We start from the raw sequence: 14,896 nt of genomic DNA on the forward strand, positions 1-14,896 counted from the left end.
TGCGAGCGCTACTCCTCCTCGAGGGCAGCGATGACCTCGTCGGTCATGTCCATGGTGCTGTAAACATCCTGGACGTCGTCGAGCTCCTCAAGACGGTCGATGAGGCGCTGAACCTTCTTGGCGTCGGCGCCGGAGACCTCGGTCGGGGTGGTCGGGACCATGGTGGTCTCGGAGCCCTTGACCTGGACGCCCTGCTCCTCGAGCGCCTTGGAGACAGCCATGACCTCGTTGGCAGTAGTCCAGACGATCCACTCCTCGCCGGCATCCTCGTAGTCTTCGCCACCGGCCTCGGCGATGGCCATCATGAACTCATCCTCGTCACCAGCAGCACCGTTGGCGATCATGGTCTCCTTCTTGGCGTTCTCGTCCAGGATCTCCTTGGCGACGACGATCTGGCCCTTGCGCTCAAACTGGAAGGCGACGGAGCCGGAGGTGCCCAGGTTGCCACCAGCGTGGGAGAAGGCGGAACGGACATCAGCGGCAGTACGGTTGCGGTTGTCGGTCAGGCAGTCGACGTAGACGGCGACACCGGCGGGACCGTAGCCCTCGTACACGATGTTCTCGTAGACGGCAGCATCGGCGCCCGAACCAAAAGCCTTGTCGATAGCGGACTTGATCTTGTCCTTAGGCATGGACTGAGCCTTGGCCTTGGCAACGGCAGCGGCGAGGCTGGCGTTGTTCTCGGGCAGCGGGTCACCGCCGAGACGGGCAGCAACGGTGATGTTGCGGCTGAGCTTGGAGAAAAGGGCGGAACGCTTGGCGTCCTGCGCGCCCTTACGATGCTTGGTTGTGGCCCACTTAGAGTGTCCGGACATACGTGTCTCCTATCGGTTTCGACCTAAAGCCCAGCGCAGATGCTCGGGCAATATAAACAAACGTCGTTATGATATACCTACTGGCCTGCGAGATAAACCCCAAAATGAAGGCGTCGTGATGATGCCACCCTTTGGTGCAAAGTAACCTGACCCCAATGCACCAAGTTAGGACCAGAGGAAGTCGCTGCGGGTGACGGTGGCGCCGATGGCGAAGGGCATGCAGGCGATGGCCGGATACAGGTAGCGCATGTAGGTCGAGCCATTGCACGGGCCAATCAGGCACACAGCGAGCACGCCCAACAGCGGCACCCAGATTGCCAGCGCACGCCATGAATGACGACGCAGCAGGTAGACCACCACGGCGATCATGATCCACACATAGGTGGCCGAGCTCATGGTGAGCGAGATAAACGGGATGCGCTGCACCGCCACGCGATACAGGTTGATCAGGTGGTCGCACCAGCGCACCACCTTGCTATCGACCGGATGGAAGTCGAAGTACTTGAGATTGTCGGGACGCGCCATAATCTCGGCACTGCGCGCCGTGCTGTAGACCCACGCATCGCGGGCACTCGGATAAAAGTAGCCGTAATAGTTATTGATGAGCGCCGAGATATAGCACTCGGGATCCTTTTTGAACATCTGGGCCCACACCTCAAAATAGGCCTTGATGTCCTCCTGCGAGGCGTATTCGTTAAAGCAATTTTTGACGGCATCCGACTTATCCGGGTTATAGCGGCGGCCCAGATTCTCGTACTTGAGCACACGGTCGATCACGGCACGCTCTTCGTCGGTCACCAAGCCGTCGCAAGGAGCCTCCACGATGGTGCCGTCCTCCTTAACCGTGGGGTTGACGCCCGAGTTGAGGCCGTCGTGCTTTTGGACGAAACGAGCCGTCTGCTGGAACGGAATCGAGAGGATTTCGCGCTTGGAACCAGGCGTGATGTCGTGCGCCGGCATAAAGACCTTGGTGAAGTACATATTAGAGGCAAGGCAGAGCGCGAGCACCGCGAGAACGCCAACCCAGCGGAAACGCGGGATGGCGCCCGAAGGCGCAGCACCAGTCTGCTTGGCTGCACGACGAGCCACATGCACGTCCCATACGCAAAACGCCGCCGCGATTACGCATGCCGCCAGGGGAAACACCAGACCTCCATTGCGCAGAAACGTGGAACCCATGGCACCCAGAGCGAGCAGCAGCCAGTCGTGGCGCGCAAAGAGCACGGGGGCTTTCTCGCCCGCTCGCTCGACATTGGCATCACGACGGGGCAAGCCACACGCAACGAGCTTGACGGTCTGTACCAGCAGCACCAAGAACGCGTCGGCAAACAGCACGTCTTTGGTGAGCAGCGCCGCGTAGTTAGAGAACATCGGCATAAACGCAAAGAACAGCAGGATCGCACCGCGAACCGGCAGGCTCACGCCCAGTTTGCGCAGCGACGAAATGGAATAGGCCATGCAGGCAGCCGTGATGACAAATTGAGTGCAGGTATAGATGATGAGGCCCGCGTTAGCGCTGTTGAACAGCGAAAGCCCCAGCTGAACGCACGAGCCGATAATGGCCGTGTGCACCACGGGGTGATGTCCGTTGAGCAGCACGTTGGGGTTGAGTAGGCGCAGGTAGTCGCTCGTGCCGTTGGGATAGTTGAACCACTGGCGAATCTGCGCACCCGTATCTCCCATAAAAAGGCCGGGCAGCGAAGCGATGAGCGTGGGCGCCCAGGCGATCATAAGCACCAGGAAGGGCCCGGCAAAGGGATGGACCGAGAGTACGGCGTGAGCCACACGCCATATGCGGCCAAAGTGCGCTTCGGAAAACGGAATGCGCCGAGAGCTCAGCCAATCTAGACACTCAAAGGCAAGGTAGAAGGCAACGATCGCCAGGAGCATCCAGCCCGCGCCGCCAATCCAGGCGCAGATGATGCGAGCTTTGTCGCCAAGGACGATCTCGGCCGAGTCGGTGAGGTCGTAGCTGCGGCCGAACACCATGCAGATGGCGAAAAACAGCGACGGCAGAATGATTGATGGGCGCCAGGTGTCGCCGCGGCCAAAGAACACGTAGCGAAACGGCAGCGTGAGCAGGCAGGCAAGTGCAAGCAGCATGACCGCGTCGGTATGGCCGGCAAACGAGAGGAGTACCTCGTAGCACACGTACAGCATGCCCGAGGCTTTGGGGTCAATCGCCAAGACTGCGTTGCTCGACACCGGCGCGGGATCGATGGAAAACGCCGTGGTCGCCAACAGCGCGAGCAAAAATGCGATGAGCGTCTGCTTGGCGGGGTAGCGCTTAAACCAGACGATGCGAGCGGCATCGCGCGCAGCCGTTGTGGAGAGGTCGGAATCCTTCACAGTCCAAAGAGCCTTTCTAGAAACCTATCAAACTCGGCAAAACCACCACAAAGGTGCCTGTCCCCTTTGTGGTGGTATGTGGTGGTTAGGCGTCGAGGTAGATGCGCTGGGGGCGATTGCGGTGTCGGGCGAAGATAATGAGCGCCAGGCCGGCGATCACGAGCGGCAAACTCAGCAGCTGACCCATGGTGATAACGCCACCCAGCAGATAGCCCAACTGCGCATCGGGCACGCGCACGAACTCGACGAGGAAGCGGACGATGCCGTAACCCATCACAAACACGCCCATAAACGTGCCTTGGGGCAGTAGCGGCTTTTTGCGGCTGAGCACCTGCAGAATGCAAAAAAGCACGATGCCCTCAAGAAATGCCTCGTAGAGCTGGGAGGGGTGACGAGGCATATCCCCCGCGGTGCCACCGAAGACCACGCCCCAGGGCAGATCGGTCGGCTTGCCCCACAGCTCTCCGTTGACAAAGTTGGCACAACGGCCCAGGCACAGCGCCAGCGGAGCACCGATAACTGCAAGGTCGGCAATGGTCCAGGCGTCGAGCTTATACATGCGGCACACGATGATGCCGCCGATAATGCCGCCGACCAGGCCACCGTGGAAACTCATGCCGCCCTCGTTGGTGGCAAAGATCTCGAGCGGGTGCGCCCAGTAGTAGCCATCACCGTAAAAGACGACGTAGAACAGGCGCGCACCGATAATGAGGCCAAAGACCACGCCGACCACGACACTCGTCAGGTCATCAATCGTGATGTCAAAGCCCCAGCGACGCTGCGTGCGGTACATGACGACCGCCGTGAGCAGGGCGCCGACCACATAGGCCAGACCATACCAGTAAATCGTGATAGGCCCCGCCGAAATCGCGACGGGATCAAGCATATGGTAGAAGTCGTTGAGCATGTCGACCCTCCTACTCCCTACATACAAATGCGGCCGCGGGCCTTGCGCTCGCAGCCGCATATCTGGGCGTAACGTCTATGCGGAGCATGCCGTCCGCAGCTTTCGCAGCTTAGAACGGCGCGTACTCGTCGTACAGGTCGTCGGTCTCGCCAGAAGCATTGACCTGCTCGACACGGGTGACGCCGGGCACGTGCTCCTTCAGGATGCGCTCGATGCCCATAGACAGGGTCAGCGAGCTCATGGGGCAGCCGGCGCAGGCGCCCTGCAGCTCCAGCTTGACAACGCCCTCGTCGTCGACGCCCACATACTCCATATCGCCGCCATCGGCCTGCAGGTTGGGGCGAATCTCTTCAAGAACCTTCTTAAGCAGCTCTTCGTTAACAGCCACAGGGGCTCCTTTCTCACAATAACGCGGGCACGCCCGCGGACAGGGGCTATGTTACTACAGCCATGTACCCGCTTAGGCGCCAGCCATGCGTGCGGACACGACTTTCACGAGCAGTCAATTTAGGACGGGGCTCTTTTAGCTGCTTTTTGTTGCCAGCTGGCGTTGCCACGCGCTACTGCCGAGCCTGCCCCTCGGTGCCGATGTGAACATCGACGATAACCTGGCGGTAGCTGATGCCGCAGGAGTCGAGAATACGGCGGCTGATGCGTCCATCATCGGTGTCGGCGTACTTGTTGTCCAGGTAGACAACCTCGCCCACGCCCACCTGCGCCAAAATCTTGGCGCAGTCGTGGCACGGGAACAGTGTGACGTAGACCGTGGAACCCTCGAGGTCCTTGAGCGAGCCACGGTAGTTGAGCACGGCGTTGGCCTCGGCATGGACCACGTAGTTGTGCTTGTCCTGCAGCGGGTCGTCGCTCGTACCCCACGGGAAAAAGTCGTCGTTGAGCGCCGAGGGTGTACCGTTGTAGCCCACCGAAAGGATGCGGTGGTTGGTGCTGGCGATGCACGCACCCACCTGTGTGTTGGGGTCCTTGCTGCGGCGCTGCGCGGCGATGGCCACGCTCATAAAGAACTCGTCCCAGCTAATGACGTCCAGGCGCTTGCCTGACGAAGTTTGATGAAGATCGTCCGACATGGCAGACACCTCCGTAATCGCAATAGTTTGACCCATTGTAGCAGGTGAAAGGTAGGGCGTTTGTCCCACCGGCGCCCTCACATTTACACGCGGCGGGGCTTTTGGTTGATGCGGTACAGCTCGGCGAGACCCCGCAGCGTCAACGCGTCGTCGACCGTCAGGCTGTGGCCGACCAACGCCGCGAGCGGGTCGGCATCGTCGCCGGTGATGACGATGGGCACGTCGCCCTCCCCCGCGGCCTTGGTCGCGCGCATCTCGGCGAGCACCATGTCGAGCATGCCGTCGATGCGGGCCACCTCGCCCAGAACCACGCCCGAACGCATGGCCTCGCGCGTGTTGCGACCGATCACATGCGTCGGCGCCGAGGGCTCAACCTGCGGCAGGCGCGCCGCAGCTGCCGAGAGCGAACGGGCGCCGAGCGCCAGCCCCGGCGCGATAACGCCGCCGACAAAGGTGCCGTGCGCGTCGATGACCTCGATATTGGTCGTGGTGCCCAGGTCGATCACGATGCACGGAGAGCCGTAGACGGCACGGGCCGCCACGGCGTCGGCGATGCGGTCGGGACCGATCTCGGCCGGGTCATCGTAGTGCACAGGCATGCCGGTCTTGAGGCCCGGTCCCACAGTGAGCACGCGCCCCGTACAGGTGCGAGAAAGCGCCGTCTTCCACGGGCGCTCGAGCGCCGGCACCACGCAGCTCAGCACGGCAGCCGTGGGCACAAGTGTGCCCGGCATGCCCGCATCGGCCGCCAGCGCGGCCATGACTTGAGCGAGACGCATACGCGCTTCATCGGCCGTAATACGGGTCGGCGTCGTGATCTCGCACGTCGCAAGCGGGCATTCCTGCGCCGCAGCCGAATCCTCGGCAAACAGACCAAAGCGAATGAACGTGTTGCCCACGTCGACCGTCAATATGTATGCGCACCCATTAAGCATCATCGGCGCTCCTTTCGTCTGCCCAGCAGTATATCGCCTACCCGAACCAGCCATCCCAGGTAGTCATTTTGGGACGGGGCAATTTTAGCTACCCCAATATGTCGGTTGATATTTGCCCCAATCCCAGATAATTCGTCGACTGTCAAAGGGTAGCTAAAATAGCCCCGTCCCAAAATGACTACCTTGCGGCTATACTGATGCGCGGTCGCGCGCGGGCTCACGCGGCGGCCCTTGGTAACCCGACTTCCCGCGCCGTATCCGTAGCGGCGCTCCCGGGGGAAGCGGATATACGCAAAGGAGTTTTATATGAGCAATCCCTCGAACCGCGCTTCGATGCGCGGGCAACTCACGCTGCGCGGCGTCGTCATCGGCGTCCTTGGCTGCGTGATCATCACGGCAAGCTCGGCCTATACCGCCCTCAAGATGGGTGCGCTCCCCTGGCCGATTATTTTCGCTGCCGTCATTTCGCTGTTCTTCCTTAAGCTCATGGGCAACGCCAGCCTCAACGAGGCAAACGTCACCCACACCATCATGTCCGCAGGCGCCATGGTCGCCGGCGGTCTGGCGTTTACCATCCCGGGCGCCTGGATGCTGGGCTATGCCGACCAGATCAGCTGGCTCGACATGTTTATCGTGGCACTCGCCGGCACCATCTTGGGCCTTCTGGCGACAGCACTCATCCACCGTCACTTTATCGTGGACGCCGCGCTTGAGTTCCCAACCGGCAACGCCGCAGCTCAAACCCTGCGTGCTACCGAGGCCGGCGGCAAGACCGGCAAGCAGCTCTTTGGCTCCATGGCCATCGCCGGCATATACAGCGTGCTGCGCGACGCCCTGGGCGTGGTTCCCAGCATGCTGTGCACGCTCAATATCCCCGGCGTGACCTTTGCCATCTACAACTCGCCCATGTTGCTGTCCATCGGCTTTTTGGTGGGCTTCGCCCCCGTCGCGTTCTGGTTTGCCGGCGCGCTGCTGGGCAACTTTGGCATCATTGTCGGCGGCACCGCTGCCGGTCTGTTTGACGTTATGACCGCACAGGGCATTGTTAAGTCCCTGGGTATGGGCCTCATGATGGGCTTTGGCGTCGCCGTCGTCCTCAAGGACATCCTGCCGCAGGTCGCCGGTATCGTCCGCGGCCTCGCCGCCGACAGCTCCACCGACACCGACGAGCAGTCGCTCATCTCGGGCTCCCTTAAGCTCGACGCCGGCATCATCGGCCTGGGCGCTGCCGCCATCGCCGTGAGCGTTGCCATCGTACTCGATCTTGGCCCTGTTCCAGCCGTCATCGTCACGCTGTTCACCTTTGTCACCACCATCATGAGCGCGCAGAGCTGCGGCCAGACGGGTATCGACCCCATGGAGATCTTTGGCCTCATCGTCATGCTCATCGTGGCTGCCTTCGCGCAGCTCGCGCAGGTCAAGCTGTTCTTCATCGCCGGCATCGTGGCCGTGGCGTGCGGCCTTGCGGGCGACGTCATGAACGACTTTAAGGCCGGCGCCGTGCTGGGCACCAACCCGCGTGCGCAGTGGATCGGCCAGGCCATCGGCGGCATCGTGGGCGCCGTGGTCGCTGCCGCCGTCATGGTCGCGCTCGTCACTGCCTATGGTCCGGACGCCTTTGGCCCCGACAAGAGCTTCGTTGCCGCGCAGGCAAGCGTGGTCGCCACCATGGTCTCGGGCATCCCGAGCGTGCCGTGGTTCGCAGGCGGCTTTATCGCCGGCATCGTCATGTACTGGCTCGGCATTCCGGCCATGATGATCGGCCTGGGCGTGTACCTGCCGTTCTATATGTCGCTCACGGCTTTCCTGGGCTCCTGCGTTAAGCTCGCCTACGACAAGTGGGCCGCTCACCGCGACGCCGAGGCCGGTCTTTCGGACGAGGAGAAGGCCGCCAAGGATGCCGCCTTCCAGGAGCAGGGCCTGGTCGTTGCCAGCGGCCTGCTGGGCGGCGAGTCCATCGTCGGCGTTATCCTGGCGTTTGTCTCCGTGGGCTTGAGCCTGCTGGGCTAAGCTGAGCAGCTGCTCGACAGCAACCATATTGCCTACGGCTTGCCCGGCCGGTAGCTTCTGCGGCTGCTGACCGGGCTTTTTGATATCGAAACAAAGAAAGGTCGGCGCGCTGCGTTTAACAGCGCGCCGGCCTTATCGGTTAAGCTATCGAAGCGTTCCTGCTATGAACCGAAGTTCGTTGCAGAATCTACGCTCGAAACGCTACATCTGCTTGCGACGACGATCGCTCAGCGTCACACCAGCGGCCACGAGGGTGATACCGCCGATGACGAACACCTCGCCCGCAAGAGCGGAGTCATCGCCAGTCTGGGCGAGCGCGGCCGACGTGGCCTTCTTCTTGGCGACAGGAGCCTTTGCAGCAGCCTGCGCAACCTGAGGCTTGGCCTGCGGCTCGGCCTTGGGATGATACTTGTCGTACTCGGCCTGCGCGGCAGCCAGGGCATCCTTGGCATCGCCAAGCTCGGCAAGCGCGGCGGCATAGGCGTCGTTGGCATCGGACAGTTTGGCATCGGCATCGCTCAGAGCAGCCTTGAGACCAGCAGCGGCATCGACGGCGGTCTTATAGCGAGCGTAGGCAGCGTTCAGCTTGACCAGCTTCTCGTTGCCCGTCGTGCCCGCGGCAAGGGATGCCTTGTGGTCGACAGCCTCAAGATCGGCCTTGAGTGCCTCATCGCTGGCAAGCTCGGCCTTGGCCTTGACGATCTCGAAGTTCGCATCGACGACGGCTTCGTTGGCGGCCTCGAGCTGCTTCTGGGCATCGGCGACGCCGGCGACGGCGGCGTCATAGGCGACCTTGGCGTCGTCGACCGCTTTCTGGGCTCCAGCGAAGCGCTCAAAGGCCTTGTTCGCGGTGGCCAGCTCGCCCTCGGCGGCCTTGACCTTCTCCTGTGCGTCGGACAGGGCCTGCTTCTTGGCGGCAACTGCCTGCTTGGCGTCCGAAAGAGCGGTCGCGGCGTGCACGTCTGCGGCCTGAGCCTTGTCAACGCCAGCCTGGGCAGCGCCGTCAGCCTTCTTGGCATCGTTAAGCGTGCCCTGCTTGTTCGCAAGGTCCGTCTTGGCGGCATCGCGCTTGGCGGTAAGGTCCTTGACCGAAGCCGTGGCATTGTCATACGCCTCATTGGCCTGTTCGGACTTTGCCTTGGCGGCATCGCGGGCGCTGCGAGCCTTCGCCTTGTGAGCAGCGGCGTCGGCTGCCTTCGTCTTGCTGTCAGCAAGCGTGGCGTTTGCCTTATCGAGAGCCGCCTGGGCAGTAGCGGCCTCGGCCTTGGCGGCATCGAGGTTCTGCTTGAGGGACTCGATGTCGATTCCGCCGAGTGCGTCCTTCGCGGCGTCGTATGCCGTCTTCGCGGCGGCGGTACCGGACTTAGCCTTCTCGTACTCACCCTTGGCGGTGTTCATGTTCACATCTGCTGCGGTGAAAGCGTCCTGGGCGGCATCCTGCCCGTTTACAGCTGCGAAGTAAGCTTCCCTAGTAGTTCCAAAGTTCTTCTGCGCCTCGGCGAGCTTGCCCTGAAGCTCCTTGAGCTGCGCCTTCTGCGCCTGCGTGCCGCCAGCGTTATAGGCAGAGTCGATGTAGTCGTTCACGAGCTTCTTGAACTCGGAGACAGTGAAATCCTTCTGCCCCGTGCTCCCGCTATAGTCGAAAACGGTTACCTCGGAATCGGTATTCTTACCGCTACCGGTCGCGATGCCGATAGCCTTCGCGCCGGCATCGATGATGTTTAGATAGTGCCCGCACTCATGGTAGATGCTGTTGTAGTGCTGGTAGATATAGTAGGAATCATATCGATGGCTTCCAAGTGCGTCACCATACTGCTCGACGTACTTATCGAACGCCTTTTTCTCCTGGGTGTAGAGACCGGTATATGGCCAGCCGAGGGTATCCTCGGTCTCGCCTCCGGTGTATGCCCCGCCGCCGCCTGCAAGATTCTCACCTTGATCGAAATAGCAGTTCGAGTGTCCCCAGATGTTCGATGAATATGATGTATTGAGGGCGGCTGCCGCAGTCATGCGGAGGCTGACGCTAAGCTCAGACTGGCCGTTCGCCTTGCGGAGGTTGTTCTGGGTATCGAGGTAGGTCAGGGCGTTACGCATCTGCTCCAAGGAGAGCGGATTGGTGTCGCGAGACATGTCCTGATCGACGTACTTGTCATACCAGTCCTGTTTCTCTGTCGTCCCCATGAGCATCGACGCGGCGGTACTTGCATTCGACTTCTGCTGGGCGGTGAAATCGCTGCTGTTGCTGATGTAGGCCATAAAGCCGAGCATGCCCTTATTGATGACTTCCTGGTCAACGGTCATGTTGGACTTTAGGTCTGCAATCTGCTGCTCAAGAGCCTCAACCTGGGCATTAGCAGCGTCATAAGCCTTTTCCGCGGCGTTCGAAGCAGCGCAGGCTGCCTCCCACTCACTGCGCTTCTGCTTGCGAACTTCGACAAGCTTATCGTACGCGGTCTTCTTGTCTGCTTCGGCCTGCTGTGCCTTCTCGTATGCGGCCTTGGCGGCGTCGCGCTTGCTGACGGCGGCGTTGTACTCCTTGCTTACCGCATCATATGCAGACTGGGCAGATGCCATGGCAGCGTTGGCGGCGTTGGCCTTCTCCTGTGCGGCGGTGGCGGCAGTCTGCGCGGCCTGCAGGTTCGCCTGTGCGGTGGCGTCTGCAGTCGTCGCGGCTTCGAGCGCGGCCTGCGCGGTCGCGAGCTCGCTGGCGGCAGTGTTCTTGGCGGCCTCAAGCGCACTCAGGTCAACACCCGTACCCGAGACGGCAGCATCGAGCGCGGCCTGCGCCTGGTTGAACTTCTGCTGGGCGTTATCGCGCGCGGTGGTTGCGGCTGCGAGAGCAGCAGCAGTCTCCTGCTTCTTGGCCTGGGCAGTCGTCAAAGCTGCCTCGGTATTCTGCTTTTCCTGCTGGGCGCTGGCCTCGGCAGCCTTGGCCTGGTCCAGATTGGCCTGTGCAGTAGTAACGGCCTTATTGGCGTCATCGAGCTTTGCCTGCGCGTCCTCGACGGCCTTCTTGGCGGCCTCGTACTCGTCCATACCCATGGCCTCGAGCTTAGCCTGGGCATCGTCGAGGGCCTTCTTGGCCTCATCCTGCTTTGCCTTGGCGTCCTTGAGCGCCTGGGTCTTATCCTCGACACTCTTGTTGGCCTGTTCGAGCCGATCGTTCAGGTCGCCCAGCTTCTTCTGCTGCTGCTCGGTCTTTTCGACGGCGGCTTTGAGCTCGTCAATCTTCTCCTGGAGCGCGGCGACTTCTGCTGCGTTCTGCTCGATTTCGTTGTCGCTCACAGCCTGCGAGGCCTGATTCTTTTGCTGCTGCGCCTGCTTTTGAGACTGGCCCGCCGCATCGGCGTTCTTCTGGGCGGCATCGTAGGCGGCCTTAGCGTCCTTGAGCTGCTTTGCCGACTCCTCGGCCAGCTGGGCAGCCGTCTTTACGACCGCTTGGTTACCGGCGGCAACGGTGTTCTCTACAGAACTACCCCCCCCCTGAACAGAATCGCCGTTACCGGTTGACGGTGCGGCGATTGCCGCCAGCGGCGACATGAGCGGCTGAGCGATGAGGCCCGCCGTCAAAACGGTTGCGACGGCGCGGTTGGCAACGCCCTTGACATTGACGGCCTTAGCCCGAGGCTCAAAGTGTTGTGGGCTGTAGTTTGCCATGGCTTTCTCCCTTTGACACGGATGTATCCATACGCTTCAAAATGTAGGAGCTGATTTTTGAATTCTGTTGCGCAACATTGGTCACCGGCGGATTTTTTGAAATTCGCGCTCTCGTGCTTCACAATTTCGTCACATATGTAGGAGCTGGTGCATCATATTCTTGCGGGATCGAATTGAGCCTGTAATTTGCATTTGCTCCCGCGTCATCCGCCCTATCGGATTCCGCATCCAACAGACACCTCGCCTGCCACGGTGTAGAGTTAGGACAACGGGCGCGTTGCGCGGACCGCGCTGGAACGAGGTGAAAATGGAACTCGATAGACAACAACTCAAGCGACTGCGTGAGCGTCATCATCGGCGTCACGGCATCCGCCCTGCCCATAGTGAGGCTGCCGAACAGGCTGGTCGCTTTTTAAAGCGCGCATTCAACATTCGCGAGGGACGCGCGCCCTATCACGTGATCCGCAAGCGTTTTGTAAACGGGGCGCGTCTGACTGGCTCCCACCTATGCATCCTCATCATCGCCATGCTCATCGCAAGCATCGGCCTCGATATCGACTCGGACATCGCCATCGTGGGTGCCATGCTCATCTGCCCGCTCATGGGATCGGTCCTTGCCATGGCATATGGCATCGCCACGCTCGACCGTGAGATTACCGTCGAAGCCATCGCCAGCCTTGCGCTGCAGATGGCCTTTTGCCTGGTCACGTCCACGTTGTACTTTAAGCTCTCGCCCCTTGGCACCACCACAGCTGCCATCATCGACAATTCGACACCGACTGTGTGGGACCTTGCCGTCGCGCTCGCGGGCGGCTTTGCGGGCGGGCTGGGCAACTCGCGCGATCAGGAGCCCGCCACGCTCATCGCCGGCGTGGCCGTGGCGACCGCACTCATGCCGCCCCTGTGCGCAGCTGGTTACGGCATCGCCATCGCGAGCGGGTCGCTGTTTCTCTCGGCGCTCTACGAATTTGGCATCAACGTAGTCTTTATCGCGCTGGCTGCCGAAGCCGTGCTGCTTCTTTTGCGTGTACCGCTCAAGCGTGATCTCAACGGCGACGGCATTGTGACCGCCGAAGAAGATGCCGAGGTCGACGAGCTGTCACGCAAGGTGCGCCGCCGCATTATTGTGGGCACGGTGATCTTTGCCATCCCCTGCATCGTTATGACCGCGGGGTCTATTGGCTCGGCGCAGGCCGGCGTGCAGGACGGCTACGGCGTCACCGAGACCACACGCGAGCTTGCCGCGGTGCTGCCGGGCTTTAAGGATTACACCGTCGCCGTCGAGACCTCGGCCACCGAAGGCGACGAGGAGGGCATCGTCGAGCGCGAGATTGTCGCCCATGTGACAACGAGCGAGGCGCTCGGGGCGCACGACCGCCACGTCGCCCGCAAGCTCATCGACCTCAATGTGCCCGAGCTCGATCGCGTGGAGTTCGATGTGAAGTGATGCCGGCGCGGGATGAATGCTCGCACGGACGCAAGTTACGACGAGGCGCAGACGCGATACGGACACGAGCAAATTGCGGGGTGCAGTTCACACCCGAGCCCCGCTCGCTGTTTTATTGCCGTGAATCAGACGTCCGCATCGACATCGCCAGACTCCACCGTAAACGCCGGACCGGTGCTCACAAGATAAAATCGGGTCACCTTAGTATTTCTAATATAGGTAAATCTGCCCCTGATTGCGTCGGCGCGATATATACGCCACGTGGACCGTACCGATTTTTTCGCCGTATTCCCTCGTTAATACCACAATATTGGGGTCGTCCGTACGCTTAAACTGCCCGTCAACGCAGCTGCCGTCTTTGTCGACCAGTTGCCAACGATGGTTATCCTCTTCATGAAAGGCCAGAGTTTCCAGACTTGTTTTGTCATCCCGATAGTAACCATCAATGGCAAAGCCTTCGGAAACGCATTCCTGCATATAGGATGTTTCTCGATTTATAGCAAACTGCCCTGCAGCGCCCAGGAGCACAGCCAGGCAGACCACTGCAAGGGCTATCGAGATAGCACGGCGGCTCATGTTAACCAGCCCGATACTTGTTTAACGGAGTGCAAAACATACTTGGTACCTCCGATATCAAAGCAAACGTCACCCGCGGCCCGCCGGAAACTATGTGTTTCTAACATCAAACCATATGGCAACCACTCGCGAGAGGAGTATCGGCGAACGGTGCATTTTTTTGCGTTCTATTGGGCAAACGTCAACGCGCGCCACAGCTCTTGCTCGACCTATTCAGATCTTGTCGCATACTACCGTAAACCCCCAATGCTTCCGCCCCCGAACTATTCAAGGCAGCCGCGATGCCGCTCAATCCAGTCCACGGCAAAATCGACAAGCTCGCGTTGGCGCATAAAGCGAATCATTCCGTTACCGAGAGGCGCCGTACGCACCGGGCATTCACGCTCAAAAGCAGCGCCGATCTCGTCGAAGTCCTCGCCGTCGACAAAAAGTGTGCGGTACTCCTTCCACACGCGCTGGCCGTTTTCCATGATCGCGCTGTGTTCCACGCAGTCGTGCTTGCCGGGGTACTGCGCACGGGCGTCTGCCAAATGCAGTGACGTATTCTTGTCATAGCCAACGCCCACCAGCAGAACATAGCCGTCCAAATCGTACAGACGCGCGATGGGCGATCCATCGCCAAAGATGTTGCTCAGGTCGTGGTTCTCCGTCAGGAATTGCGCATGCTGGCCGTTTGCCGCCACTGAACGCGCTGGGTGATCGCTGCGAAACGTGCCCGGCCACGTCCGGAACATCTCAGCCACGGCACCCATCGTGTTGGTGGGCGTAATGCGCTTGTCATAGACAGGCCAGTTATCGCGAATCAGCTGCCACCATTCTTGCGGCTCTTGCCAATGGACACCACTCTCGGGGTCCAAGTTTTTCCATGATTGCGTCGGCATCATGATGGTACCGGCCTCGCCCACCATCTGGAGCAGCGCCTCGATCACCGGCTGCGCGCCGCCGCACACATATCCAAGCGCGCTGAGCGAGCAATGGACCATAACCGTCTGCCCTGCGCACATACCGACGGCGGAAAGCGCGTCGAGGATATCCTGCTTAAGCACGATTTGCCGATTCATTACCGTTTCCTCTCTATCCCCACACATCAGTTTCTTTTACGTCATGCGCCGAAA

The 14,896-nt window shown here is 60.7% G+C and carries 11 protein-coding genes; 2 read left to right on the plus strand and 9 right to left on the minus strand.

Going from position 1 to position 14,896, the window contains the following annotated elements:
• Positions 1 to 8: 8 nt before the first annotated feature.
• From DXD49_RS01890 to DXD49_RS01915, 6 genes are all read right to left on the minus strand, one after another.
• Entirely contained in the window at positions 9 to 815 is an 807-nt protein-coding gene (locus DXD49_RS01890; protein WP_006234926.1) for a YebC/PmpR family DNA-binding transcriptional regulator, read from the minus strand.
• A gap of 165 nt (positions 816 to 980) precedes the next feature.
• Positions 981 to 3,164, minus strand: coding sequence for a DUF6020 family protein (locus tag DXD49_RS01895; protein ID WP_233541721.1), 2,184 nt, complete (start codon positions 3,162 to 3,164; stop codon positions 981 to 983).
• Positions 3,165 to 3,249: 85 nt separating this feature from the next.
• A complete protein-coding gene (gene lgt / locus DXD49_RS01900) occupies positions 3,250 to 4,071 on the minus strand; it encodes a prolipoprotein diacylglyceryl transferase (RefSeq protein WP_117794059.1) in 822 nt (273 codons plus the stop codon).
• Between the two features lie 109 nt (positions 4,072 to 4,180).
• Positions 4,181 to 4,459, minus strand: a complete 279-nt coding sequence (locus DXD49_RS01905; protein ID WP_099432127.1) for a NifU family protein — start codon at positions 4,457 to 4,459, stop codon at positions 4,181 to 4,183.
• 172 nt (positions 4,460 to 4,631) lie between these two features.
• Positions 4,632 to 5,156, minus strand: a complete 525-nt coding sequence (locus DXD49_RS01910; RefSeq protein ID WP_117763487.1) for a dCMP deaminase family protein — start codon at positions 5,154 to 5,156, stop codon at positions 4,632 to 4,634.
• An 83-nt stretch (positions 5,157 to 5,239) separates the two neighbouring features.
• Complete coding sequence (locus tag DXD49_RS01915) at positions 5,240 to 6,094, minus strand: type III pantothenate kinase (RefSeq protein WP_233541722.1); 855 nt, start codon at positions 6,092 to 6,094, stop codon at positions 5,240 to 5,242.
• A 303-nt stretch (positions 6,095 to 6,397) separates the two neighbouring features.
• Between DXD49_RS01915 and DXD49_RS01920 the strand changes: the two genes are divergently transcribed.
• Positions 6,398 to 8,101 (plus strand): OPT/YSL family transporter, encoded by a 1,704-nt coding sequence (locus DXD49_RS01920; protein WP_117794060.1) that lies wholly within the window; start codon positions 6,398 to 6,400, stop codon positions 8,099 to 8,101.
• Positions 8,102 to 8,302: 201 nt separating this feature from the next.
• Here the strand turns inward: DXD49_RS01920 and DXD49_RS01925 are convergent, their stop codons facing one another.
• Positions 8,303 to 11,758, minus strand: a complete 3,456-nt coding sequence (locus tag DXD49_RS01925) for a CAP domain-containing protein (protein WP_117794061.1) — start codon at positions 11,756 to 11,758, stop codon at positions 8,303 to 8,305.
• Between the two features lie 307 nt (positions 11,759 to 12,065).
• On the opposite strand from DXD49_RS01925, the gene DXD49_RS01930 reads away from it, so the two are divergent.
• Positions 12,066 to 13,205, plus strand: a complete 1,140-nt coding sequence (locus tag DXD49_RS01930; protein ID WP_117794062.1) for a DUF389 domain-containing protein — start codon at positions 12,066 to 12,068, stop codon at positions 13,203 to 13,205.
• Between the two features lie 210 nt (positions 13,206 to 13,415).
• Here DXD49_RS01930 and DXD49_RS01935 read toward each other — a convergent pair whose 3' ends face one another.
• Both DXD49_RS01935 and DXD49_RS01940 read right to left on the minus strand, forming a co-directional pair.
• Positions 13,416 to 13,781: a hypothetical protein gene (locus DXD49_RS01935; protein WP_117794063.1), complete on the minus strand. Its 366-nt coding sequence runs from the start codon at positions 13,779 to 13,781 to the stop codon at positions 13,416 to 13,418.
• Between the two features lie 263 nt (positions 13,782 to 14,044).
• Positions 14,045 to 14,842 carry an aminoglycoside N(3)-acetyltransferase gene (locus tag DXD49_RS01940; RefSeq protein WP_117763482.1) on the minus strand — a complete coding sequence of 266 codons (798 nt, stop codon included), beginning with the start codon at positions 14,840 to 14,842 and terminating at the stop codon, positions 14,045 to 14,047.
• Positions 14,843 to 14,896: the final 54 nt, after the last annotated feature.

Origin of the sequence: Collinsella sp. TM05-38 (assembly GCF_003466445.1) — a bacterium.
GTDB lineage: Bacteria > Actinomycetota > Coriobacteriia > Coriobacteriales > Coriobacteriaceae > Collinsella.